The following is a 24,211-nucleotide window of genomic DNA, read 5'->3' on the forward strand; positions in this document are numbered from 1 at the left end:
ACTCTCTTATACAGGATGTATTTTAATGGGTTTTCTACAAGACTGGTTTCAACTTGGACCTCTACCAGAGAACAGATTAGAAGGATACTATGAGCCCAATCTGGTAGTTTTATCCTATATCGTCGCTGTTTTAGCCTCTTATGTGGCTCTCACCCTAGTTTCACGTTTGCGTGAAGAAAAATCGAAACAAACTGCGAAGTACTGGCTTGTTGGTGGTGCATTCGCCATGGGGGCTGGTATTTGGTCTATGCATTTTATTGGTATGCTTGCTTTTATACTGCCTATGCCAATGGAATATGAATTCGGCTGGACGGTCGCTTCTTTATTTATGGCCATGCTCGCTTCAGGGTTTGCATTATTTATTCTTCAGAAAAAAAGTTATACCCGCTTACATTTAGCCCTTGGAGGATTTTTAATTGGTCTAGCCATTTCAACCATGCACTATATGGGCATGCAGGCAATGAAGACTCATGTCATGATTCATTATTTACCGAGTTTATTCTTTCTCTCCATTTTTGTTGGGATAGTCGCAGCCGAAGTTGCCCTATGGCTAGCTTTAGAAAGCAACCGCTTTGCAGCTCAAAAGCAATTCTATTTTAAAATGGGTAGTGCACTTATTATGGGGTTGGCGATTTGCGGAATGCATTATACCGGTATGGCGGCTTCAATTTTTACTTTATTGCCAACTCATTCGATGGCAGAGCAAAATCAAGTTATTCCCCCTAATTATCTGGCTTTTTTTATCGCGGGTATTACTGCTCTCATCATTAGTCTTGCGTTAACCGTTTCTAGTTACTATAAAAAAATGGTCGACGCAGTACAAAATGAAAAAGAATTTTTAAATGCTATGTTGGATAATTTGGAGGATGGCATTATTGCTTGTAATGAAAAAGGAGAGATTACTGTTATAAATAATGCAATCCAAAAAAATTTTACAATCAGCAAATCGCTGCTTCATGTCGATAAAATACATAAACATTATCGGTTAATCACCCCCGATAACAAGCCTCTTCCAAAAGAAAAATATCCGCTTCGACGAGCTTTTAATGGCGAGATAATCCAACAATTACCCATGAGTGTCAAGTTTAAAAATGATGAAGCTATGGATGTGATTATCGATGGCCAACCCATCATTAATAAAGAGGGGCGTTCACTCGGAGCAGTGATTGTTATCCATGATATTACCGAATTGAAACGAGCGGAAAAGCTCAAAAATGAATTTGTTTCTATTGTTAGCCACGAATTGCGTACCCCCCTCACTTCAATTCGCGGTTCTTTGGGGTTGTTGACAAGCGGGTTTATGGGTAGTTTTACTGAAAAATCACAAAAACTGTTAGAAATTGCAAACAATAACTGTGAACGTTTACTGCTGCTGATTAACGATATTTTAGACATCGAGAAAATTGAAGCAGGCAAAATGGAGTTCCAGCTTAAAAATATTGACCTCATGGATATTATTAACGAAGCCGTCGATGCAAATAAAATGTATGCGGAAAAATATTCCATTTCTTTTGAGGTAATAGGGCCCGCCAAAAAATTGACGGTGAATGTTGATACAGGTCGTTTGATGCAAGTTCTTGCTAATCTTTTATCAAATGCCTGCAAGTTTTCCCCGCCAAATGCGATAGTCACCATCGAAGTGAAAAAGATAGACGGGGCCGCGAAAGTATCTGTCATTGATAAAGGCGCGGGAATTCCTCTCGAGTTTCAGCCGCGAATTTTTCAGAAGTTTTCGCAGGCGGACTCTTCAGATACCCGAGGTAAAGGAGGTACTGGTTTAGGGCTTAATATTAGCAAAATTATCATTGAAAAAATGGGTGGTGCTCTTAGTTTTAAGAGTGAACCGAATCAAGGTAGTACCTTTTATTTTGATTTGCCGCTGGTTACCTCCTCTCCTGAAATTGAGGTTTTTCATTTTGACGCGGATACAGCATCACTAAAACGCTTATTAATTTGTGAGGATGATCAAGATCAAGCGGATTATTTGCAGGCACTTTTAGAATCTGCTGGTTTCAATGTCGATATCGCAGTCACTGCTCGGCAAGCAAAAGAAAAATTAAGACATCAAGACTATCAAGCGATGTTATTGGATTTGATACTTCCTGACCAGGATGGTATTACTTTAATCAGAGAATTACGGGCTGAGCAAAAAACACGGGATTTGCCGATCATCGTTCTATCAATCATTTCCCAAACTGGAAAAACTTTATTAAATGGTGATGCCGTTTCGGTGCTTGATTGGGTGGATAAACCTGTCGATTTGAAACGTTTATTGCAAGTCATTAATAAATTAAAACCGAAAGGCACTGACCATTTACCGATCATTTTACATATTGAAGACAATATCGATACACAGCATGTCGTAGGGGTTTTGCTCGAAGAGCATGCTAAACTTTACACCGCAAGTAGTTTGCGACAGGCTAAGAAAATGCTGGCGGAGAGAAAGTATGACCTTGTTATACTTGATTTATTACTGCCTGACGGCAATGGAGTGGAAATCCTGCCTTTATTAGCGCAATACAAAACGCCAGTTCTTGTTTTTTCAGACATGCAGCTAAGTAATCAGTATGCACAGTTTGTAAGCCAAGCTTTAATTAAATCAAATTCAAATAATGAAAAATTGCTAAACACCATTATGAACTTGATCTAAGGCCAAGGAAGAACTATGAATAATAAAGAGCTGCAAAAAATCATTTATGCAGAGGACGAAGAGGATATTCGTGTTGTTGCACAGGTTGCTTTAGAAGATATCGGCAGTTTTACTGTTAAGTATTGTTTAAATGGTTATGAGGTGTTGGAAGCGATTAAAGAGTTTCAACCTGATTTGTTTTTACTGGATGTCATGATGCCAAAAATGGATGGTCCATCGGCATTGCGCGAAATCAGGCAGATGCCTTATTTGGTTGATGTGCCGGCTATTTTTATGACAGCTAAAATTCAACCAAATGAAATAGAGGAATATAAATCGATTGGGGCAATCGATGTTATTCATAAGCCGTTCGATCCAATTACCTTAGCCGATGATATAAAAAGGGTGTGGGACAAACATTATGGATAATAAGGCCCAGGATAAGCTGAATAACTTAATGCTGCGCTATAGAAGAAATTTACCAGCGAAGCTTAATTCTATTCAGTCACAATGGCAGGAAATTCTTGATCATTGGGATCCACAAAAACTGGTGACGCTGCATCGTGATATCCATAGTTTGTGTGGTTCATCTGGAACTTATGGCTATTTAGAATTATGCAAACTTGCGCGCAAAGCAGAAGTTTTTTTAAAAAATATGCCCTTTGATCGGGAGGCGACAGAGGATGTAAAAAATACGCTTTCTGCCTACCTGGTACAACTAAAAACGACTTATTTAGAAAGTCCGGATGTTCAATCAGAAAGCTCTAGCCTGCTGCCATCAAGTAGTAAATTAGTTTATCTTTTAGAACAGGACAAGTCTTTTGCTACAGATCTTTGTGACCATTTGAACAACATGGGATTTTATCCAACTATTTTAGATTCAACAGCGGATCTCATTGTGAAAGTCAAAGAAGATCCGCCGGTCGCTATTATCATTAATAGCAAATACTTAGATAAAGAAGCCATCGATTTTCTCAGTAATCGTCAATATAGTGAGCATCCTATTCAAGTATTTTGTTTCCTACTAAATGATGAGCTCCTCCCTCGACTGCTCGCTGTTCGCGCAAGATGCGATGCTTTTTTCCAACTTCCTGTTGATATAAGTTATTTTGCCCAGGTCTTTTTGAGTAAATGTAGTGCAGCGACAGAGTCTTTTCGTATTTTAATTGTTGACGATACGAAAGCGCTCGCCGAATATTATTCATTAATTTTAACTAAAGCAGGCATGATTACTCATACCCTCACTGATCCCATGCAGTTATTAAAGGTGTTGAAACTGTTTCAACCTGATTTGCTATTAATGGATATATATATGCCTGGTTGTACTGGATTAGAGCTGGCAGCGATACTGCGTAAAGAAAAAAGCTATACCAAGATACCCATTATTTATCTCTCTACGGAAGATGATCGCAACAAAATTTTATTTGCTATAAGCTTAGGCGGCGATGATTTTCTCTCAAAACCGGTTTCGCCTGGTCATTTAATTTCTGCCGTGCGTTCTCGCGCTAAGCGTGCGAGTATTTTAAATTACTATATGGTAACTGATAGTTTGACGGGACTACTTAACCATTCAAGTATTTTAGCGCAATTAGAAATTGAAATTGCACGGGCTAAACAAAGAAAAGGGCCGTTAACCCTAATTATGATTGATATTGATTACTTTAAAGGAATTAATGATAGCTATGGTCATCCAGTAGGGGATAGGGTTTTAAAGCAGTTGTCGAATCTCTTTTTAATGTATTTACGTAATCAAGATATCATCGGCAGGTATGGTGGTGAAGAATTTTTGCTCATACTTCCGGGAACTTTTCCTAAAGATGGCAAAGTAATTTGTGATGAATTACGTATCCATTTTAACCACTACCCATTTAAAGAACAAAATCTAGAATTCAATGCGACCTTTAGTGCCGGCATTAGCTACCTAAAAAACGATGACGAGGCGGTTTTGTTGATCAAAGAGGCTGATAAAGCACTTTATCAAGCTAAACACCAAGGAAGAAATCGAATTGTCTTGTGTAATAAATAGGGTGTGTTGATGACTATCACCTCCATCCCGCGATTTGAGACGTTGTTGCAGATTTGTCTCCCGTGTCTACCTGCCGCGGCTTGTTCGGCGTTGTTGCAAACTCTTCTTTCGTCCCTACCTACCGCGGCTTTTCCGCGGTATCCATGCGCCCCTTTTTCACATTGAGATCTCTGGATCCCGCGGACAAGCCAGACACGTAGTAAGGGAGTTCAAGCATGCAACAATGTCGGGCAAGCGATGGTTCATAGCTGTGGTAGAACAACCCTAGAATTTTATCCAATCAGATAATGTAATATTTTAAAAGCTAAAATTGTTAACAAAGAAGCGAGTGGTAAGGTTAAGATCCAAGACATGAAGATATTACGAATCACACGCAAATTTAAAGCACCAATACCTCGTGCTAATCCTACACCCAGTACTGCACCTACTAAGGTCTGAGTTGCTGAAACAGGAATTCCTGTACTAGTAGCAACAACAACTGTAGTCGCTGCTGCGAGAGTTGCGGCGAAAGCGCGACTCGGTGTTAAGGCGGTGATAGAAGAGCCTACAGTTTCGATCACTTTTCTACCGTACATTAAGAAACCAGCTACTACGCCGGAACAGCCCAGTAAAATAATCCAGGCCGGATAGTTATCGGCGCCAATGGGCTGGTTTGTTTGCATGACCAAACTATGAATAATAGTTAAGGGACCTACTGCTAAAGCAACGTCATTTGAGCCATGAGCAAAGACCATTGCGCAGGCGGTTAAGGCCATCAGTACAGCAAAATATTTTTCGACTTGAATGAAGCGCTCGCGGCGTCTGATTCTAGGCATTTCTGGAATACGTTTAATAAAGCCCATGCCAATGAGGGTTATAGAAATGCTTGTAGCGAGCGTAACCGCTAAATCTTGTTTTAAATTCAAGTGGATATCAAAATGCTTTAATCCTTTAAATACAGTGATGAACGACAGAATAGTACCCACTAAAAAAAGATAGATGGGGATATAGAATTTAGCTTTTCTCAGCGGATCTGATTTTATAAATATGGTTTGTTGGATACTCACAAAAAGAGCATAAGCGGTTATTCCGGCAATAAGGGGAGAAGTAACCCAACCAATCGCGATGTGGGAAACTTGTTGCCAATGGATCGTATCAGAACCTAACACCACAGCACCGAAACCAACCATCGAACCGACTAACGCGTTAGTGATAGAAACAGGGACGCCCAAATAACTTGCAAGATTCATCCAAATTGTACAAGCTAATAAAACACTTAGCATGCCTTCAATAAGAATGACAGGTTGGTTAGATAATTGACTAGTATTTATAATCCCATCGCGCATGGTTTCAGTGACGCCGCTGCCGCCAAGAAAAGCGCCTGCAAACTCAAAAAACACTGCAATAATCATTGCCTGACGCACAGTAATTGCTTTTGAGCCCATGGTCGTACTCATGACATTAGCGAGATCGTTCGCGCCAACTCCCCAATTCATTAAGAAGCACAAGGCAATAGCAACAAGAAGCAATATGAAAGTATAATCCATGGAAGTTTACTACCTAGCAATGAGAATTTGCAGCCGACCGCCCACTGTTTGGGCATGATCAGCCAAGTCACCAATCCATTGAACTAGCTTGTAGAGAAAAACTACCTCAATTGCAGGTAAATCCTTTTCCAGCTCAAAAATACGATGTCTGATATCAGCTAATTTTTCATCACTATCGTGTTCAATTTCGTCAAGTGTCATAATCATTTCTTCAACGATTTTCACTTCACTACCTCTGAAACCCGATTCAAGTAATTCATCTAGCTCGTTAATTGCTTTACAGGCTTGCTTAGACGCATCTAGGCAGCAATGTAAAAAAGTTATCACCACAGGTGCGAGATTATCCGGAATAATCATTTGTCGACTGACGATGAGACCAGCGATGTCCTGGGCTTTATTGGCAATTCTATCCTGGGCACTTAGGAGCTCGAGTAAGTCGGTACGAGATACAGGAAGAAATAAGCCGGTTGGTAAATGCAGTCGCAGATCCCGCTTAATGACGTCTGCTTCTTTCTCGAGTTCGCATATTTTTTTCTTTATGATTTCAGCCGCTTTCCAATCTTGTACGAGCACAGCTTCAAAAAAAGGATCCAGTTGTTTCGCGCAATTGTGTGCTTTACGCATGTGTTGTTCAATGGGCCGAATAGGCGATGGCCCGAACATATTAAATATGCTACCCATTTTAAATACACATCGCTAAGAGAAGATTTTGGCGATTATAACCAAACTTTGATCAGAACAAAACATGTTTTATACAGGTAAAAAAGCGATAGCAAAAAAATTCTCACTTCAGGCAGGATAGGTATTATTTCTGCTACACTTGAAATGAATGATTACAAGCACTTAACAGGGGAGTGTGCTCATGAAGAAATGGATCTTCGCATGGATGTTTTTCGTGGCTACCGCTTATGCGGACTCATCAATGATTACCAAAGTAATCCAACTGCAGTATCAAAATGCAGATCATGTCATTCAATTGATTCAACCTTTATTGGGGCAAGGGGAGCAAGTCAGTGGCTCTGGACAAACGTTGATCGTCAAAGTAACGCCAGACACCTTGACTCAGTTACGCGCAGTATTACACAAACTTGATCAACCGCCTGTTACTTTCGAAATAAGCATTTATCAAGGTGATCCAGATTGGTTAAGTCAAAATGATGAGAACACGATTACAATCACCACTCCCTCCCATTCTGATCAACGACAACGCCAAACGGTAACGGTTATGAATGGCGAATCCGCTTTCGTAAGTACAGGAGCTGATCAGCCTGTTTTAAGCTCGGCTGGTATTGGTTTTTGGGGCGCAGGTGTTTCCTATGATAGACGATTGACCCAGGATGGCTTGTTGGTTGAGCCGACTTTACAAGGGCAGCAAGTGAAGTTAAGGGTTCGCCGCGTTCGCGAACAAGATAATCCCGTTGTTAATCAGCAATTTGATAATCAACAGGTTATGACAACCGTTATGGTGCCTTTGAATAAATGGGTCCCTTTGTCAAGTCCGCAAGGCAGTGATCCTGTCGATTCTTCGACACAAATTATTCGCGCAGGGAACCAGTTTTCTCAAAATTCGACTTTATATATTAAGGTCAATGTTGTACAGCAATCGACATCGAATTCAGATGGAAATTAATCCAAATTAGGCAGGGTATTGCAATGAAAGCTAAGAAAAAAGACAAGCTTGATGAGCAAAACGAACATGAAGCGTTTGTGCCAGCTTTTTCAGTTGAAGAGGGATTAGCTAGTTTGCTCACGGGTACACATAAGTTGGATGATTTATTTAATTTTCTTGACCGGTTTTTTCAGGCTAATCTTGCAAAACTGACTGCGGGAATAAGCCCGGCTACTTTGACGAGTGCCTATTGTACTTGGTTAACTCAATTAGCTATAAATCCGGGGCGTCAGTTAGAGCTTGCTCTTTATCCGATTGTGCATTCGCAAGATTGTACGAATAAAATTTATTGTGAAGATAGGGCTGGCGATGGCAAAGACGTGCGTTTTCAGTCTGATAATTGGCAATATTTACCCTGGCGCTTGGGTGCCGAGAGTTTTCTACAAATGGAAGATTGGTGGAAAAGAGCCACCTCTGATTTATCAGGGATGCCCAAGCCTGCTTCCCGTATTGTTTCGTTCTGCACAAGGCAAATTATGGATGCCCTGTCTCCTTCAAATTTTGTTTTTACTAACCCTGACTTAATGAATGAAACAATTAGATCCTATGGATTTAATTTACTCCATGGAACTAAACTTGCTGTTGAGGATGTTCTTGGAAAGCTAATTGGAGTACCACCTCAGGGGGTGGAAAATTTTATTCCAGGTAAGCAGGTTGCAATTACCCCAGGAAAGGTAATTTTTAAAAATCATCTTATTGAGTTAATTCAGTATGAGCCGCAAACCAAAACGGTATATAAAGAGCCTGTTTTGATACTGCCAGCCTGGATTATGAAATACTATATTCTTGACCTTTCTCCTGAAAACTCTTTAGTAAAATGGCTTGTTAATCATGGACACACTGTATTTATAGTTTCTTGGCTTAATCCAACTTCAAAAGATCGTAATTTAAGCATGGATGATTATTATCGCTTAGGAGCGATGGCTGCTATTGATCAAATTTCTTCTATTTTTCCCAAGAGAAAAATAAATCTAATGGGTTACTGCCTTGGTGGGACTTTAGCAATCATCACCGCAGCAGCGATGGCAAGAGCTGGGGATAAGCGTTTGAATAGTCTTTCATTGCTTGCAGCACAGGGTGATTTTACTGATGCGGGTGAGCTGATGCTTTTTATTACTCAAGGAGAAATTGCTTTTCTTAAGAATATGATGTGGCAGCAAGGTTATCTCGATACAAAACAAATGGCAGGTTCATTTCAAATGCTGCGTTCCTACGACTTAATCTGGTCTAAAATGGTGCATGATTATATGAATGGACAGCAAAGGGGAATGATCGATTTGCTCGCTTGGAACGCCGATGCCACACGCATGCCTAGTAAAATGCACAGTCAATATCTTGAAAGGCTTTTTCTGCACAATGATCTTGCAGAGGGACGTTATAAGGTAGAAGGAAAAACGATTGCCCCTGAAAATATTCGTATCCCGGCTTTTATAGTCAGTACAGAAAAAGATCACGTAGCACCCTGGCAATCTGTATATAAACTCCATCTCTTGCTCAATAGTAGGGTAACCTTTGTTTTAACCGATGGCGGACATAATGCAGGTATCCTGAGCGAACCAGGCCATAAAGGGCGAGGTTATCGAATTCGTACACAGAAAAGTGACGAGCCGTATTTGGATTCCTCTGCTTGGATAGAAATCGCAGAAAGAAAAAAAGGCTCATGGTGGATTGCTTGGCATAAATGGTTAGCCAAACAGTCTAGCTCAGAGCAAATGGCAGCTCCTAAACTCGATTCTTCATTGCCTCCAGCGCCAGGAAAATATGTATTACAAAAATAATTCCCGCATTAGAGTATAGGTTGGGCTTTGGTCCAATCTTGTCATTTAGTAATTAGTCTCACATAAGGGCTCAGCCAGAACGTCGCTAGACAATTTGGCCAAATATTTAGTATTTTTTCTATTTCTTAACAGTCTAGCGTTTGAAAAAAAAACAATTCATAATCTTTTTTTGATAAAATAGATCAATTAGGTTTCAAAAGGAGAACTGTATGCTTGATGGTGCTAAAGCTGAACAAATGTTAGCAAATAAGAAAAAACAAGAGGAATTAGACGCAATAGCTAAAAATCCGTGCAAACTCTGTAGTATGCGGGGACGTAAGGTTTGTGGTTGCGGCGGCGGTGGAGGTCCCGGCGGTAGCGGTGATGATGCTGCTAGCGGAGATGAAAAGGAGGAAAGCAAGGCACTCGACTTTAGCGGAGAAATTGATCAAACTCCAGAATCAGACGATGAAAATTATATCGGTATGGAGCTGGATCATTCATCCTTGTCCACTACTGATGAATTAGAACCTGAGGATGACGATAAATTAGAAGCTAAAAAAGAATTAACGCCTGAAGAAATTAGTGCGCTTTTAGAAGAAATCAGTGGTTTAGTGAAGATAGAAAGAGATGACGAGTCCGGGATTGTAAAAATTGCCAGTGTTCGTCCTTTTTCGAGCCCAGAAGCGCAGCGAATACTCCAGTATATCAGTTTAATTGAAGCAGAGTTCGAAGCGTTTAAAGAGGAGCTGCAAGCTGCGGGAGAAAATCTGAGTGGCTATACTGCGACCAGGACTGAGAATAGCCTGATCATCCGTATTCCATCAAAAAATTATGATCGATTTATAGAAAGGTTAGAGAGTAAGCATCTACTCGATTTAGGTGGAAAAGCGGCAAAAGAAAATACTGCTGATACTCCAGAACAAAAAGAAGGACATCGGTTTTCACCCTTTTCAACCAGACCTGTCCCTAAAGACATTATATCGGAAAATTAATACTGTTATTGACATCAGCTTGACATTGCTCCTTTATAGCAAAACAATAGCCCCCAGAGATAAATTGCTGAGGATAAATAATGCAAATAGCTAGTATTAAAGGACGTGAAATTCTTGATTCTCGAGGAAATCCAACAGTAGAAGCTGATGTTATTTTAACAACTGGTGAAATGGGTCGCGCAAGCGTCCCTTCGGGCGCTTCAACTGGAAGCCGCGAAGCTTGTGAACTACGTGATAAAGATCCGTCCCGCTATGCCGGAAAGGGCGTTCGTCAAGCAGTCGAACATATCAATCAAGACATTAATCAGGCGCTCAAAGATTTATCTGTTAGCGATCAGGCAAAAATCGATGAGCATTTATGCCTTCTAGATGGCAGCGACAACAAATCACGTTTAGGCGCAAATGCAATTCTCGCTGTTTCTTTAGCTTGCGCACGTGCTTATGCTAATGCCAAAAAATTACCTTTATATCAAGCACTCAATCAAGGCGAGCCCATGTCAATGCCGGTACCTATGATGAATGTGCTCAATGGGGGCGCTCACGCTGACAATAATGTAGATATCCAAGAATTCATGTTGATGCCAATTGGCGCGCCTGATTTTGCTACTGCATTACAAATGGGTGCCGAAATTTTTCATGTGCTAAAGTCAGTTTTAAGAAAACAGGGGCTAAGCACAGCAGTTGGTGATGAAGGGGGATTTGCTCCCGATTTAAAATCGAATCGCCATGCCTTAGACATGATAGTACAGGCGGTAGAACAGGCTGGTTATCAATTAGGTCAAGATATTGTTTTCGCTTTGGACGTCGCTGCATCAGAGTTATTTCATGATAATTTTTATCATCTTAGTTCTGAAAATAAAAAACTCAGTAGTAGCGAGATCGTTGATTATTATGGTGATTTAGCCGCTAACTATCCTATAGTCAGTATCGAAGATGGTTTAGATGAACATGATTGGCAAGGTTGGCAACAAATGACTGCTCGTTTTGGTTCGAAATTACAGCTTGTAGGTGATGATTTATTTGTGACTAATACCCGCATTTTACAGGAAGGTATCACGCAAAAAATGGCCAATGCGATTTTGATTAAGCTTAATCAAATTGGTACTTTAACCGAAACAAGACAGGCTATTCAACTTGCCTATCAGCATGGTTACCACTGTGTGATGTCTCACCGTTCCGGTGAAACCGAAGACGCTTTCATTGCCGATTTCGCAGTAGCGACAGGTTGCGGTCAGATTAAAACAGGTTCATTGTGTCGTACCGATCGTATTGCAAAATATAATCAGTTACTGCGCATCAATGAAATGGCTAATATAGCCTATGCAGGCCGTCAGGTATTAATTGGTTAATGATATATTTCATTTGAGGTGGGGGCGCTATTATGCTTCCACATCCTATGTTAGTGTATTAAAATATCTCTTCGTTTGAGTGTATTATGCGATCCCTTATTCTAGTCTTAATATTAGCGCTTGTTGGCCTCCAATATAAGTTGTGGCTAGGAGATGGAGGTATCTATCAATGGATTGATCTGGAAAAAAAATTAGCCGCTCAAGAACGCGAAAATGAGAAGCTAGAGGTTCGCAATCGTGCTATTGAAGCGGATATTGTTGAATTACAAAGCGGCGATCAAGCGCTGGAAGAACAAGCTCGCTATGAATTGGGAATGGTCAAAACAGATGAAATTTATTATCAATTTATTGATAAATAATACATTCATGAGTTATTCATTAGTAAAATAGATATTATAAAGATTAAGGTAACTACCGTCTTTTTCCATGGCTTGTAATTGCTGATTAATGCGTGCAATCAAATCGGCTTGTGAGGGAAGAGCCATAATACCTATTCCTTGCCCTAGAGAAACGGACCCACCCAATAGTGCAAACTGTCCGCCGCCATTTTGTTTCCAATAATTGGCTGATGAGCGATGAATAAAGGCTGCTGCAACATCTCCATCGCTTAAGGAGGTAATTAGATCTTCTATATCATTGTAGGGGATAGTTTGGAATTGATTACCATAATTCTGTATTAAATAAGCATCAACTACTCCACCGTCTTGTTCTCCTTTAATCACTCCAACTTTTTTACCCGTTAAGTCATTAATACTGGTAAAATCGTAACTTTTTAAGGTTAAAAATTGCCCTTTACTGAGCATATAGGGCAGGCTAAAGAGATATTTTGTACCTCGATTCTGAGAGATGGATATACCAGCAATAGCAAGATCAATTTTACCTTCGTTTAAAGAGGTGAATAAATTGGTATAGTCCATTGGAACTATGTCACAGGTTTCTTTGATGCGTTGGCAGATAGCGCGCATTAAATCAATATCAAAGCCATCGCCAGTGGACATGACAAAGGGTGGGTAAAAAAATACGGTACCCACTTTGATGTTGGCATATAGAGCAGAAGAATTGAATAAAAAACAAAAGAACAGGGCTAATAACCAAGTTTTAAGTTTCATTTCATTGCTAATCCTTTGTTTTTATCGATAAACAGAAGCTATGTTGTATTAAATTTAGACATTTTTGGGGGTTTTGTAAACTAGAACGTAGGGTTATGAAACCAGGCATCCCAACAAATCCATTAGAAGGTAGCAAATTGCAAAATCTAAACAGCAATAAACTCTACAGCATTCATTGGTGGAGGGCTATTCCAAAGACTTACGACATAGCCGCCACCGCCTGAACCAGTGGGTTTAACTGCTAAGGCTCCTAAATCAAGTAACATTTGCATATGTTGCTGCAAGGTCTCGCTAACTAGTCCCCAGTCTTTGAAGCAGGTTGCTGTGTCGTGGATGGCTTCCACCAGTGTGTCCAACGAGTTTGCTCTGTTCTCTTCTAAAGCGCTACAAGCTTTCCTGACACTTTTATTCATTTTCTGATCAATGCGAGCGGCATTGCTGGCATCGGTTTGCCATAGTTGATGAACTTGGTTGATACAGTGCGAGGTAATGCCAATTTGGCCACAGGATGATAAAAACCAGTGAGGATACCAGGTTTGTTTAATGGGATTCATTTTACCTTGTTGAAAATAAATACCGGTTTCGGCAGCTACTCCAGCAATATCGAGACCGCTGCTTTTTCCATGAAATAAATTTTCTAACTCTTTGGCAAAGGAAAAAACGGAATCGTTAGTTAACATATTCTGCGATTCAAACCATCGGGCCATCGCAACACAAAGCGCTGCTGATGCGCCCATGCCAACCCCAATAGGGATGTCATTGTATAAATGGAAATGGCCACTCAAGCTGTTTAGTGATTTTCCAAGTAATTGTTGACCTTGCTCCAATACGCTCCAAAACAATAATTGCATCTCGGAACCACTAGGGCCTTCATAATCAGCACTAAGCTCAGAACCTGATTTACGGTAGCTGAGGATTAGCTTTTTTTCTTTGATAGGAAAAACGAGGGCGCTATGTCCACGAAGAACAGCATGCTCGCCCGCAAGAATCCATTTACCATGTGTAGTTGTTTGAAAATCATAGGACATCATAATTGCCAATTAAATAATCTTGTTTAAATCGAAGAGCCAGTTCTGCCTGATCGGGACGATAAAGTAAATGGATATTAGGACCCGCATCCATAGTTACAATTGGGCCATCACCCTCCCGATTCCATAATTCTTGTAAACTTTTTAATGCTTCATTGGCTGTTTCAGTCATATAACTAAAAGGTGGATTGCTAGTAGCAAATAAATGATGCATATCTTGAAATTCAAGCCAGCAGATATGATAGGCGTTTGCCCAATCTTTCGCTTTAAGCGCTCTTAACAACAGTTTCAGGTTCTCAGTTGCCCGGTGGCTACGTGTTTCGTAATGACTTGAGCTTTTGACTCGTATATGAGCCTCGCTAGAAGGAACTCGTTTTTCATCGTGACTGATTACTATGACTTGGTGTTGCAATTGCATGTAAGGTAGTTCTATGGCTTTAACGCTATTTTCTTCCCAAAGTGCCCAAGGGAAATAAAAAGAACGACAAGATGAGCCTGAGCCTTGCATGCTGAGTTGGGCTTGTTTTTCAATAGAAAGCGGAGGTTGCGAGCTGAGCTCGCTGAGCGCAAGAGCTGCACATTTGGTGAGCGCTGCAAAACTAGATGCAGAGCTAGCTAACCCACTACTTGTTGGAAAATTATTACTAGAACGAACCACAAAAGAACCGCTGTAGTTAAAATAAGCTTTCATGCGCGCCAAATGGTTCAGAAAACGCTCTTGGGCCAAGGTAGATAGGGTAAAGGGCGGCGCGCCGGGGATTTCTAATGGCTCCCAGAAATCTTTCTTTCCCGCTTGGCTTTCAAGCATAACAGAGGTTAGCAGGTTATTTAGCGTATAAGATAAGGATGAGTTATCCGGTATATTGTTTGTGTTATCTTTTTTACCCATATATTTTATTAGGGCAATATTAGCGGGTGCTTGGGCAAACCATTGCATACCAGATTCTCCTGCTCAATAATTAATGCCCGGGGGCATCATTCCAAAGAATTTTATGCAGCTGTAATTGAAATCGCACAGCTAATTTGTCTTTTACAATCCAATCAGCAAGTTCTGTTGGGTTTAATTCATTCCAGCTAGGAGAGAAAAGAATCTGGGCGCGTTCCGATAAGCGGTGTTCATGCATCATTTTACAAGCCCAATCATAATCTTCGCGGTCACATAAGACAAACTTGATTTGATCACTTTGTTTTAAATGTTCTAAATTTGAAAATAAATTTTTCTCACATTCACCAGAAGCAGGGGTTTTTAAGTCCATAACAACCATCACTCGCTTATCGACCTGAGCAATATCTCTTGCGCCACTCGTTTCTAATGATACTTGATAACCTTGATCACAAAGTTCTTGCAAAAGAGAGATACAACCTGGTTGCGCAAGCGGCTCGCCTCCTGTGACACAAACTTGTTGGCATTGATAAGCGGAGATCTCATCCAAAATGGAAGGAATATCCGTCATTTTACCCCCATTAAAGGCATAAGCCGTATCGCAATATTGGCAGCGTAATGGACAGCCAGTTAAACGAATGAAAACCGTGGGTAGGCCCACGGTAATTGATTCACCTTGCAAGGAATGAAAAATTTCGGTAATACGAAGTGAGTTACTAACTTGCTTCATGAGACGCCTAGAGACTCCAATTTTGTTGTTGCTAATTGTGCAGTAGGTGTATCAGGATAATTTTTTAAAACTTGTTGTAGTCGAAGTCTTGCTTCGTTTTCTTTTCCTGATGCCGCAAGTGCATAGCCAATTTTAAGGGTAGAGGCTGCTGCTTTAGAGGATGAGGGAAACTGTCTTAAGACGGTTTCAAAATGTTCAATTGCTCTGGGATAATTATTTTTAACCATGTAAAGCTCACCCAGCCAATATTGTGCGTTTGCAGAATAACCACCTTGTGGATATTGCGCTACGAAGGCTTGCATAGCGACCAGGGCATCATCGAAATGCTTATTTTTTACCAGATCATAAGCAGCAAGATAACTAATTTGCTCGTTTGCTGGATTACTTCGTGAACTATTAACGATTCCCGCTGTGATTTGTTTCTCTAGTGCGGTGGCTTCTGATGGTTGAACCGGAGGAGTCGTTTTTGTTGCTGCTGCAGCGACATTAGGACCAATAGACAATTCTTGGGGTGGGGTTGCTTGGGCTGATTGTACCGGTTTGGTCACATCAGGACGCATACGTGCGTCTAAATCTTTATAAAAAGCTAGTTGTTGTTGCTGTAACAATTTTAAATCATGGGCTTGTACTTCTAGCTGGCCGCGTAACTCCTGGATATCCTGCTGTAATCCTTGGAGTTTATTCAATAATTCGGCGCTATCACTGCTATTACTACTCTCATGATTATCTCGCGCAAGAGCAACTTCATCGCTAGTATCGCCATATTCATCAAGTTGCGCTTTGGCAACAGGCTGCTCAATAGCAGCCTGTTGATCATCGAGAATAGCGAAGTTTTCACTATCATCAACTACAGGCGCTTCAGCAAAAACCTGCCAAGGTATCAAGCAGGTCATGCATAAGCTAAGTAGAAGTCGATGGAATTTGATCATCGTGTGGCCTCATAAGTTAACTCAACACGACGATTCATCTTGTGAGCTTCTTCATCGTGACCTGTATAGAGTGGGCGTTCTTTACCGTAGCTAACTACACGAATTTGTTGTCGGCTAACACCTGCCATGCGCAGCAAATTAGCTACCGTGTTAGCGCGGCGTTCACCTAGTGCAACGTTATATTCGCGGCTTCCTCGCTCGTCAGTATGTCCAGCCAGGAGAATACGTGCCCCTGGATTAGCAACTAGATAATTTGCTTGTGCCATCAAAGAAGGTTTGTATTTTGGCGCAAAACTAGAATCGTCATAAGAGAAAAGATAACGTTGATTGTGTGGTGCTTGAGTGGTATATGATTCACCAGGTGCTTGACCGGCAAAATGACTAAATTGCCCCAAGCCGTGTGCAGAAGCCCCATCTTCACCATAGCTAACCCCTGCGCTACCGTGGTGTTTAGAACAAGATGCAAGCAGCATAATACCTGCAGCAACAAGTCCTAGCTTAAACGATCTGGCTTTCATCCGTTTTCTCCTTCTTATTTTCATAATTTACAAATTTGGTTAAGAGCCACAATGGCGGCCCATTGTACAATTGTTTTATACCTTTGGCCAAGGTTCTAATGTTAATAAGTTGATTCAACGATAGCAAGAATTTCCCTTAATTACGGCTAGAGTCTTGTCTAGCCTGCGAGACCACAAATGCAGTTGCCTCAGCAGTAAAATTCTTAGTTGCAATATTAGCTGCAGTTACACCACCATAAGGCGTATCTGCTGGACATTTTACACGTTGGCTAAACAAGCGTGAAGCGACCACTCGATTATCACTAACATGTGACAACACGACTTTGACAACAAGGTCTATATGGCTGGGTGTTGTTATGAAATTTTGTTGTAATTCCATCAATTGAGTATCTAAGCGGTAATCCGTTAACTCTGAATTAGTGGTAGAAGTTACTGCATTAAAATACCCGCTACGTTGCAGGCTCTGGGCTATGAGGGGTAAAAGCATTTCAGCCGGCGGGTCGACCCAAACATTTTTAGTAAAGGAGCTAAGTTCAAAGGGTTTTTTCATATAAAGCATATCTTCTGTTTGATAGCCGGCAACCGCTTCAGGCACCGTTATCAAAATAGATTGCTTAGACGCTTGCGAAGTAAATTGCTTGCTACTATACGCATCTAATTTGTAAGCATTTGATTGCTGTAATTTAATCGGCGAACAAGACACTAAAAGAATAAGGAAAGCCCAGATAGTTAATTTATTCACATTATTCTCCTGGTCCAGGCTGCGGTGGTGTAGTGCCACGAATAACTATAGCAGGATTTTGGCGCATTTCTTTACTTATTTTTTCAAGATTTGCTGCAATGACATCAAGGCGGCGCATTAAAGTAATCATTGGTGGAATAGTTTGTTGAGAGATTTTATCAATTGCTGTTTTACCTGTGGCCATAGTAGTTGAGACTTTATTTCCTGCATTCGTCAGAGAAGTTGCCATTGAATTAAATTTTTTTAGACCAGACTTTAGATCAGTAACAATTTCGGGGAATTCCTCACTCAGGTCTGCTGAATTTTGTAAGAGAACTTCTACGCTTTTGAGGCTATGGTTTAGATTTGGACTATTTTTGGCCAAAACATCGGAAAACGATCTTATATTAGCTAAGGTGTGGTTTAAATTGTCTAGATTATCTTTGCTAAAGACTTGGCTGATTTTTACACTCACTTTATTCACATTGACAGAGACCTCTTTGAGTACCTTATCCAGTTGATTAAATAATGAGGGTTTAGCTGGAATAATAGGATAAGGTTGATGCGGAGCCGCTCTTAGGGGGGTTAAATCGCTTGATTCGGCTGAAAGCCCGACATAAGTGTTTCCGGTAATCCCTTGAGAAATCAAAGTAGCCATGGTGCTGACAGTAATGGGAGTACCCTCTTCAATATTGAGCAAAATTTCAACTTGTCGGGGGTCATGGTGGTTAAGCTCTATTTTGCTAACAAATCCCACTTTAACACCATTGTATTTTACAGGGGATTGTTCGCTAAGGCCTGAGACAGCTTCGCGAATAAAGACAGCATAAGTATGGTATTTCTTTTGGTCGAGGCCGACTGACAGCCAGAGTCCTGCAGCAACCAAAGCGCCTGCAAGAATCAATACCGCTAAGCCAACCATTGTGTAATTGGTTTTTGCTTCCAAAAAGCCTGCTCCCGTTCTTGTTATCTTTTACCAGTACTTATTAAGGTCAGTTTAAAGTTTACTGAAATAATCAGCAATCAATGGATGTGGATTTTTTACTAATTCTTCGTAAGGAGCGGCACATAATACTTTTCCCTCTCCTAAAAAGGCAATTCTATCAGCTATTTTCAATGATTCTAAATCATGGCTAATCATTACAATGGTTAAATATAATGCATCCCTTAAAAAAAGAATCAGTTCATCAAATTGTCTTGCGCTATGTGGATCCAGCCCCGTTGTAGGTTCATCCAAAAAAAGTAATTCGGGGTCCATGGAAAGAGCGCGCGCAGCGGCCGCTCGCCGCTGCATTCCGCCACTTAATTCAGAGGGAAATTTACCTGCGGATTCTTTAGGCAATCCTACTAAAGAAATCTTTAGCATGCCTAGCTCTTCCATAAATGTTTTTTTGAGTTCGGTAAATTCCTGCATAGGGAACATAATATTTTCTAAGACATTCAGGGTTGAAAAAAGAGCGCTATGTTGAAACATCATACCCCAGCGACGGCGTAAGGCATTAGCTTGATAGGCATTGAGCTGACTAATATCTTTACCAAAAATCTTTAAAGAGCCCGCGGTGGGTTTCATAAGCATGAGTAAGCTGCGCAGGATAGTTGTTTTACCGCTGCCGCTTCCGCCGATGATGGCTAGAATTTCACCTTTTTCTACTGTGAGATTGACATCAGAATGTACCCATTGCCCGCCTAAATAGTTCTTTAATCCAGAAATTTCGATGATTCGCTCGCTCATTAGATACCCATCCAACTGTAAACGATGGAGTAAATTGCATCGGCAACAATGATTAGAAATAGGGCTTGTACAACACTTTTAGTAGTTTGTGAGCCAATTGTATCCCCACTTGCTTGTACTCTGAACCCCTGGAAGCAGCCTACCAAGGCAATGAGTATGGCAAAGGCTGGCGCTTTATACAGACCTAATAGCATTTGATCTAAACCAACGGATTCTTTGAGGCGCGCTAGAAAATCGAGATAGCCCACGTTTAGCATCCATTTAGACATTAGTATGGCGCCGATAATACTAAAGACATCAGACCAAAAAATAATCAAAGGAAAGACTAACAACAAGCCCATGACTTTAGGCATGACAAGCAGCTCGGTGGGTGAAAGCCCCATTGTCAGAAGCGCGTCGACCTCTTCATTTATTTTCATACTACCAATTTGTGCTGTGAAGGCAGAACTTGTGCGCCCAGCAACGATGATTGCCGTAATTAACGGGGCAAACTCGCGAAAAATGGCCATTCCAGATAAGTAGGCAATAAAAATGTTGGCGCCATAAGTTTGCAACTGTAAGCCCATTTGATAGGCAAGCACTACTCCGATGAGAAAAGACAAGAGGGCAAGAATAGGTAGGGCCTGGATACCGACGGAATGAATATTGGATATGATACTGGGAAATTGAAAACGTCGCCAATTGCCAAGAGCTTCAAAAAATTTCGAACTTAAATCGCCGATTAAAATGATTAAACCGTCAGTTTGTTGTATTTTATGAATTGTTTCTTCGCCAATTCGATCTAGTAAATTGCGCTGTTTGAAAGTAGGTGGTTTGTAACCAAGTATTTCTTTCTTTTCTTTGACTAAGTCTAATAGTTTTTCCTGCTCTTTGTTGAAATCAGTTAATTCGATTTCTTTCCCTTTGCTTTTTAAAATATCTATGCAATGTGTCAAAGCTAGGGCGCCAGAGCTATCAAATTGAGTGAGGGTGGCGCCGCTAATTGTTACTTTTTTTTCTGCAGGAATTGTAGAAGTGTCAAAGCGGCTTAATAAATCATTCAATTTTAAAACAGACCAAGGGCCTTCGCATTGATAGCAGAGGTTTTCCTGATTAAAAGTGAAATTGGTTAAAGATGCTGCCTTAGCCATGAGAAATTTTATTAGATGAAATAACCTAGCATAATACGAAATGGGGCTTTGCAGCAAAGCAAGGTTTGAATAATTTTAGAAAGTGGTAAAATTTCTTGAAAACCTAGTTGGAAGAGTTAAGTTATGATAAAATCCAGACCATTTTTTCTGGCGCAGTAAATCGGAATGCAAGACGACTATAGCCAATTTGAAAAACGCAAACAAGATCACATTGAGCTTGCTTTAATGCCGGCAAATCAAACCAGTGAATTTAATGTCCTAGATCAATTCACCTTAGCACATGAAGCGCTTCCTGATCTTGATTTTGCAGAAATTAGTATTACTAGCCAGCGTTTTGGTCGAGAGGTCTGCAGTCCTTTTTTTGTGAGTTCGATGACTGCAGGACATCGTGGGGCAGTGAATATCAATCGTAATCTGATTGAAGCTTGCGCTAAGAGCGGTTGGGCAATGGGTGTTGGCTCGCAACGCCGTGAGTTAACCGACTCTCAAGCGGCTACTGAATGGCATGAGCTGCGTCGAGATTTTCCAAAGGTAAGTCTCTTTTCTAATCTAGGAATTGCCCAGTTAATCACAACCCCTTTACCACAAATTCAAAATTTAATTGAAGCCTTACAGGCAGAAGCGCTTATTATCCATTGCAATCCCTTGCAAGAAGCGATTCAACCCGAAGGTACGCCGCAATTTAAAGGCTGTTGGGATGCCCTCGCTAAACTAGTAAAGCAACTCGATAGACCCGTTATTGTAAAAGAAACCGGTTGTGGTTTTTCCTCCAATACTTTGCAGCGCTTAAACGATATTGGCGTTGCCGCAGTTGATGTAAGTGGTCTAGGCGGAACGCATTGGGGAAGAATTGAAGGACATCGTGCTGGCGAAGGAAGTATTAAGCAGCGCACAGCAGTCAGTTTTCGTAACTGGGGTATCGATACGATGCAGACAGTGATTCATGCCGTTTCCTTAAATCCTCGTTTTGAAGTCTGGGGTTCAGGTGGTGTTCGTAATGGTTTAGATGCCGCAAAATTATTCGCGCTTGGTACAACTTCAGTTGGTTTTGCCAAGCCCATGTTAGATGCGGCCTTAGAAAATGCACACGCTGTGCATGAGCTTATGAAATTAATCGAATATGAATTAAAGGTTGCTATGTTTTGCACTGGCAGCCGAATACTCAGTGAGCTGAAGGAGAAGGCATGCCGTTAAATAATCAAGCAGGTCAATTATTCCAAGGGTTTTCTAAATTAGCTCGCGAAGAAAGATTTCAACGCCTCTTAGATCTAGGGGCTTTAACCGCAGAAGATGTTCACTATTTACAAGCCGGGGGTGTGCAAGAGACAGTGCTTGCTGATAAGTTAATCGAAAACGTGATTGGCTATTTTCAACTGCCATTAGGCGTAGCAACGAATTTTTTTATCGATGGCAGAGATTACGTAATTCCTTTAGCCGTAGAAGAAACATCAATCATTGCTGCACTCTCAAAGACTGCAAAATGGATAAGACAGCAGGGTGAGATTACTACCCAAGTAGACGGCGAATGCATTATTGGCCAAATTCAATTGGCAAAAGTAAATAATTTGGCACGGTTTGAAGCGCTGTTTCATGAAAACAAACGTTTTTTGATGGAAAAGGCCAATGAAGAAGTGGCTTCTAGCATGGTAAGACGCGGCGGCGGCGTGGTTGATATGCAACTGCGACATTTAGCACGCGGAGATAGTGGTGATATGGTTGTTATTCATTTGATGATGAATAGCTGCGATGCAATGGGTGCTAATATCATCAACCAAGTTTTAGAGTACTTAAAAGAACCTTTGGAGAATCTAACCGGTGAACAAGTCACCATGTGTATTTTGTCCAATTTAAATGATCAGAAATTAACGACGGCTAAAGTCGTTATTCGCGATGTCGACCCTGAGCTTGGCGAGCGTTTACAAGAAGCTTCCTTATTTGCCGAAACAGACCCTTATCGTGCAGCAACTCATAATAAAGGGGTTATGAATGGAATTGATCCTGTCTTAATCGCCACAGGAAATGATTGGCGGGCCGTTGAAGCAGGTGTTCACGCTTATGCAACACGTGATGGACGCTATCAAGCGATTACTCGTTGGCGATATGAGCAAGGGACATTAATAGGGCAATTAACTGCGCCCATTATTGTGGGTACTGTAGGTGGAGTAACTGCTCTTCATCCTACGGCAAAACTTTGTTTGCGTATGATGGATATTGAATCTGCCAATCATTTATCGCGTATTATTGCTGCAGTCGGTCTAGTACAAAATTTAGGTGCCCTAAGAGCCTTGTGTACTGAAGGAATTATTCAAGGGCATATGAAATTGCATATTGATAATTTAGCGCTAGTCGCCGGGGCGACTGACAGCGAAATGCCCGTGCTCAAAGAGCGCTTACAACGCTGGCTTACCACGAATAAGCGTATTAGCTTAAATAATGCCTGCGCTTTGTTAACTGAAATTAGGCAAGTGCAGACTGCAACATGAAATGGCGCATACCAGCAAAAACTTTTTTACTCGGTGAATATGCTGCCGTGGCTGGGGCTTCAGCGATTATTTTAACTACTTCACCTTGTTTTGAACTAGCCTTAACAGATGACCATAGCATGCAAGGTATTCATCCAGATTCTCCTGCTGGACAATGGTGGGCTCATCATCGCATCTCATCTCAGGGTGTTAGCTGGTATGATCCCTATCAAGGAAAGGGCGGCCTTGGAGCATCGAGTGCACAATTTTTGGGCGTTTATTTGGCGAGTTGCCGTTTACTCCATGTCGAGCCAAGTCATAAAGCTTTATTAGACGCTTATTATCAATGCGCCTGGCGCGGGGAAGGTTTGCGGCCTAGTGGGTACGATTTGCTAGCTCAATCCCAAAATCATTGTGTTTATATTAATCGCGATGAACAAGTTCTTAAATCCTATGAATGGCCTTTTAAAGATATTTCTTTTTTGCTATTACACAGTGGCCAAAAATTAGCAACGCATTATCATTTAAGAAACATGAGATTACCGCCTGCAATAAACCAGCTAGCCGCCACAGTTGAACTCGCTCAAGCAGCGTTTGAGCAGGTGAATAGCGCAGAGTTAGTTAAGGCAATAAATACCTATCAGCAACAATTGGCAAATTTCCATCTGGTGGCTCCTCATAGTTTGGAACATATTCAAAATTTTAATTCCCAGCCTGATGTTCTAGCAGCTAAAGGCTGTGGGGCTTTAGGAGCTGATGTTTTATTACTAATAGTGCCTAGTAATTGTTTAAAAATAAAAGTAAAAAATTTAGCGGCCGATGGGTGGACCGTTTTATCTACGAGCGAAGAATTATATACTGGTCGTGCATTAATGAAAAATAAACCGCATAAAACACTTGAAATTTTACCCTAATCGGGTATGATTCCAGCCTCTTTGGGGCCGTTAGCTCAGGTGGTAGAGCAGGAGGCTTTTAACCTCTGTGTCATAGGTTCGAATCCTATACGGCCCACCATCCT

Annotated in this window: 23 protein-coding genes and 1 tRNA gene; 12 read left to right on the plus strand and 12 right to left on the minus strand. The window is 41.0% G+C overall.

Annotated elements, in window-relative coordinates; genetic code table 11:
• The first annotated feature begins 25 nt into the window (after positions 1-25).
• From Lnau_RS15285 to Lnau_RS15295, 3 genes are read left to right on the plus strand one after another with little or no spacing between them, the layout of a single operon-like run.
• Positions 26-2,650, plus strand: coding sequence for an MHYT domain-containing protein (locus Lnau_RS15285; protein WP_058505976.1), 2,625 nt, complete (start codon positions 26-28; stop codon positions 2,648-2,650).
• 15 nt (positions 2,651-2,665) lie between these two features.
• Complete coding sequence (locus tag Lnau_RS15290; protein WP_058505977.1) at positions 2,666-3,058, plus strand: response regulator; 393 nt, start codon at positions 2,666-2,668, stop codon at positions 3,056-3,058.
• Entirely contained in the window at positions 3,051-4,655 is a 1,605-nt protein-coding gene (locus Lnau_RS15295) for a diguanylate cyclase (RefSeq protein ID WP_058505978.1), read from the plus strand. Before Lnau_RS15290 ends, Lnau_RS15295 begins: the two co-directional genes overlap by 8 nt.
• Before the next feature lie 272 nt (positions 4,656-4,927).
• Here Lnau_RS15295 and Lnau_RS15300 read toward each other — a convergent pair whose 3' ends face one another.
• Positions 4,928-6,181 carry an inorganic phosphate transporter gene (locus tag Lnau_RS15300; RefSeq protein WP_058505979.1) on the minus strand — a complete coding sequence of 418 codons (1,254 nt, stop codon included), beginning with the start codon at positions 6,179-6,181 and terminating at the stop codon, positions 4,928-4,930.
• Between the two features lie 9 nt (positions 6,182-6,190).
• The gene (locus Lnau_RS15305) at positions 6,191-6,844 is read right to left on the minus strand and encodes a TIGR00153 family protein (RefSeq protein WP_193786830.1); all 654 of its coding nucleotides are present in this window, start codon (positions 6,842-6,844) and stop codon (positions 6,191-6,193) included.
• A gap of 199 nt (positions 6,845-7,043) precedes the next feature.
• Here Lnau_RS15305 and Lnau_RS15310 point away from each other — a divergent pair, with 199 nt between their 5' ends.
• From Lnau_RS15310 to ftsB, 5 genes are all read left to right on the plus strand, one after another.
• Entirely contained in the window at positions 7,044-7,811 is a 768-nt protein-coding gene (locus Lnau_RS15310; RefSeq protein ID WP_058505981.1) for a secretin N-terminal domain-containing protein, read from the plus strand.
• 23 nt (positions 7,812-7,834) lie between these two features.
• Entirely contained in the window at positions 7,835-9,628 is a 1,794-nt protein-coding gene (locus Lnau_RS15315) for a PHA/PHB synthase family protein (protein WP_058505982.1), read from the plus strand.
• 209 nt (positions 9,629-9,837) lie between these two features.
• Positions 9,838-10,602 carry a hypothetical protein gene (locus Lnau_RS15320; RefSeq protein WP_058505983.1) on the plus strand — a complete coding sequence of 255 codons (765 nt, stop codon included), beginning with the start codon at positions 9,838-9,840 and terminating at the stop codon, positions 10,600-10,602.
• Positions 10,603-10,682: 80 nt separating this feature from the next.
• Complete coding sequence (eno, locus tag Lnau_RS15325; RefSeq protein WP_058505984.1) at positions 10,683-11,951, plus strand: phosphopyruvate hydratase; 1,269 nt, start codon at positions 10,683-10,685, stop codon at positions 11,949-11,951.
• An 86-nt stretch (positions 11,952-12,037) separates the two neighbouring features.
• Positions 12,038-12,310, plus strand: a complete 273-nt coding sequence (ftsB, locus tag Lnau_RS15330) for a cell division protein FtsB (protein WP_058505985.1) — start codon at positions 12,038-12,040, stop codon at positions 12,308-12,310.
• Positions 12,311-12,322: 12 nt separating this feature from the next.
• Here the strand turns inward: ftsB and Lnau_RS15335 are convergent, their stop codons facing one another.
• The 10 genes from Lnau_RS15335 to Lnau_RS15380 form a co-directional block, all read right to left on the minus strand.
• A complete protein-coding gene (locus Lnau_RS15335; protein WP_058505986.1) occupies positions 12,323-13,060 on the minus strand; it encodes a transporter substrate-binding domain-containing protein in 738 nt (245 codons plus the stop codon).
• 146 nt (positions 13,061-13,206) lie between these two features.
• A complete protein-coding gene (locus Lnau_RS15340; RefSeq protein WP_058505987.1) occupies positions 13,207-14,088 on the minus strand; it encodes a mevalonate kinase family protein in 882 nt (293 codons plus the stop codon).
• Positions 14,078-15,025, minus strand: coding sequence for a GHMP family kinase ATP-binding protein (locus tag Lnau_RS15345; RefSeq protein ID WP_058505988.1), 948 nt, complete (start codon positions 15,023-15,025; stop codon positions 14,078-14,080). The genes Lnau_RS15340 and Lnau_RS15345 overlap by 11 nt, the downstream gene beginning before the upstream one ends.
• Positions 15,026-15,047: 22 nt before the next feature.
• Positions 15,048-15,701, minus strand: coding sequence for a 7-carboxy-7-deazaguanine synthase QueE (gene queE, locus Lnau_RS15350; protein WP_058505989.1), 654 nt, complete (start codon positions 15,699-15,701; stop codon positions 15,048-15,050).
• Complete coding sequence (gene ybgF / locus Lnau_RS15355; RefSeq protein ID WP_058505990.1) at positions 15,698-16,630, minus strand: tol-pal system protein YbgF; 933 nt, start codon at positions 16,628-16,630, stop codon at positions 15,698-15,700. The genes queE and ybgF overlap by 4 nt, the downstream gene beginning before the upstream one ends.
• On the minus strand, positions 16,627-17,148 hold the full coding sequence (gene pal, locus Lnau_RS15360; RefSeq protein ID WP_058505991.1) for a peptidoglycan-associated lipoprotein Pal: 522 nt from the start codon (positions 17,146-17,148) through the stop codon (positions 16,627-16,629). Before pal ends, ybgF begins: the two co-directional genes overlap by 4 nt.
• A 136-nt stretch (positions 17,149-17,284) precedes the next feature.
• Positions 17,285-17,890, minus strand: coding sequence for an ABC-type transport auxiliary lipoprotein family protein (locus tag Lnau_RS15365; protein WP_058505992.1), 606 nt, complete (start codon positions 17,888-17,890; stop codon positions 17,285-17,287).
• Between the two features lies 1 nt (position 17,891).
• Complete coding sequence (locus tag Lnau_RS15370) at positions 17,892-18,815, minus strand: MlaD family protein (protein WP_133134905.1); 924 nt, start codon at positions 18,813-18,815, stop codon at positions 17,892-17,894.
• A gap of 51 nt (positions 18,816-18,866) precedes the next feature.
• Positions 18,867-19,601 (minus strand): ABC transporter ATP-binding protein, encoded by a 735-nt coding sequence (locus Lnau_RS15375; protein WP_058505993.1) that lies wholly within the window; start codon positions 19,599-19,601, stop codon positions 18,867-18,869.
• Complete coding sequence (locus Lnau_RS15380) at positions 19,601-20,731, minus strand: MlaE family ABC transporter permease (protein WP_058505994.1); 1,131 nt, start codon at positions 20,729-20,731, stop codon at positions 19,601-19,603. The genes Lnau_RS15375 and Lnau_RS15380 overlap by 1 nt, the downstream gene beginning before the upstream one ends.
• 165 nt (positions 20,732-20,896) lie before the next feature.
• Between Lnau_RS15380 and fni the strand changes: the two genes are divergently transcribed.
• The 4 genes from fni (at position 20,897) to Lnau_RS15400 (ending at position 24,207) form a co-directional block, all read left to right on the plus strand.
• Positions 20,897-21,925 carry a type 2 isopentenyl-diphosphate Delta-isomerase gene (gene fni / locus Lnau_RS15385; protein ID WP_058505995.1) on the plus strand — a complete coding sequence of 343 codons (1,029 nt, stop codon included), beginning with the start codon at positions 20,897-20,899 and terminating at the stop codon, positions 21,923-21,925.
• Positions 21,916-23,214, plus strand: coding sequence for a hydroxymethylglutaryl-CoA reductase, degradative (locus tag Lnau_RS15390; RefSeq protein WP_058505996.1), 1,299 nt, complete (start codon positions 21,916-21,918; stop codon positions 23,212-23,214). The genes fni and Lnau_RS15390 overlap by 10 nt, the downstream gene beginning before the upstream one ends.
• Positions 23,211-24,107, plus strand: a complete 897-nt coding sequence (locus tag Lnau_RS15395) for a mevalonate kinase family protein (protein ID WP_058505997.1) — start codon at positions 23,211-23,213, stop codon at positions 24,105-24,107. The genes Lnau_RS15390 and Lnau_RS15395 overlap by 4 nt, the downstream gene beginning before the upstream one ends.
• A gap of 24 nt (positions 24,108-24,131) precedes the next feature.
• A tRNA-Lys gene (locus tag Lnau_RS15400) sits at positions 24,132-24,207 on the plus strand.
• The last annotated feature ends 4 nt before the right edge of the window (positions 24,208-24,211 follow it).

This window comes from Legionella nautarum, assembly GCF_001467895.1.
GTDB lineage: Bacteria > Pseudomonadota > Gammaproteobacteria > Legionellales > Legionellaceae > Tatlockia > Tatlockia nautarum.

What these genes read in the sequence shown, in the direction of transcription:
- Lnau_RS15285 (WP_058505976.1), top strand. Translation starts at nt 26, where the DNA reads ATGGGTTTTCTACAAGACTGGTTTCAACTTGGACCTCTACCAGAGAAC.
- Lnau_RS15290 (WP_058505977.1), top strand. Translation starts at nt 2,666, where the DNA reads ATGAATAATAAAGAGCTGCAAAAAATCATTTATGCAGAGGACGAAGAG.
- Lnau_RS15295 (WP_058505978.1), top strand. Translation starts at nt 3,051, where the DNA reads ATGGATAATAAGGCCCAGGATAAGCTGAATAACTTAATGCTGCGCTAT.
- Lnau_RS15300 (WP_058505979.1), bottom strand. Translation starts at nt 6,181, where the DNA reads ATGGATTATACTTTCATATTGCTTCTTGTTGCTATTGCCTTGTGCTTC.
- Lnau_RS15305 (WP_193786830.1), bottom strand. Translation starts at nt 6,844, where the DNA reads ATGTTCGGGCCATCGCCTATTCGGCCCATTGAACAACACATGCGTAAA.
- Lnau_RS15310 (WP_058505981.1), top strand. Translation starts at nt 7,044, where the DNA reads ATGAAGAAATGGATCTTCGCATGGATGTTTTTCGTGGCTACCGCTTAT.
- Lnau_RS15315 (WP_058505982.1), top strand. Translation starts at nt 7,835, where the DNA reads ATGAAAGCTAAGAAAAAAGACAAGCTTGATGAGCAAAACGAACATGAA.
- Lnau_RS15320 (WP_058505983.1), top strand. Translation starts at nt 9,838, where the DNA reads ATGCTTGATGGTGCTAAAGCTGAACAAATGTTAGCAAATAAGAAAAAA.
- eno (WP_058505984.1), top strand. Translation starts at nt 10,683, where the DNA reads ATGCAAATAGCTAGTATTAAAGGACGTGAAATTCTTGATTCTCGAGGA.
- ftsB (WP_058505985.1), top strand. Translation starts at nt 12,038, where the DNA reads ATGCGATCCCTTATTCTAGTCTTAATATTAGCGCTTGTTGGCCTCCAA.
- Lnau_RS15335 (WP_058505986.1), bottom strand. Translation starts at nt 13,060, where the DNA reads ATGAAACTTAAAACTTGGTTATTAGCCCTGTTCTTTTGTTTTTTATTC.
- Lnau_RS15340 (WP_058505987.1), bottom strand. Translation starts at nt 14,088, where the DNA reads ATGTCCTATGATTTTCAAACAACTACACATGGTAAATGGATTCTTGCG.
- Lnau_RS15345 (WP_058505988.1), bottom strand. Translation starts at nt 15,025, where the DNA reads ATGCAATGGTTTGCCCAAGCACCCGCTAATATTGCCCTAATAAAATAT.
- queE (WP_058505989.1), bottom strand. Translation starts at nt 15,701, where the DNA reads ATGAAGCAAGTTAGTAACTCACTTCGTATTACCGAAATTTTTCATTCC.
- ybgF (WP_058505990.1), bottom strand. Translation starts at nt 16,630, where the DNA reads ATGATCAAATTCCATCGACTTCTACTTAGCTTATGCATGACCTGCTTG.
- pal (WP_058505991.1), bottom strand. Translation starts at nt 17,148, where the DNA reads ATGAAAGCCAGATCGTTTAAGCTAGGACTTGTTGCTGCAGGTATTATG.
- Lnau_RS15375 (WP_058505993.1), bottom strand. Translation starts at nt 19,601, where the DNA reads ATGAGCGAGCGAATCATCGAAATTTCTGGATTAAAGAACTATTTAGGC.
- Lnau_RS15380 (WP_058505994.1), bottom strand. Translation starts at nt 20,731, where the DNA reads ATGGCTAAGGCAGCATCTTTAACCAATTTCACTTTTAATCAGGAAAAC.
- fni (WP_058505995.1), top strand. Translation starts at nt 20,897, where the DNA reads ATGCAAGACGACTATAGCCAATTTGAAAAACGCAAACAAGATCACATT.
- Lnau_RS15390 (WP_058505996.1), top strand. Translation starts at nt 21,916, where the DNA reads ATGCCGTTAAATAATCAAGCAGGTCAATTATTCCAAGGGTTTTCTAAA.
- Lnau_RS15395 (WP_058505997.1), top strand. Translation starts at nt 23,211, where the DNA reads ATGAAATGGCGCATACCAGCAAAAACTTTTTTACTCGGTGAATATGCT.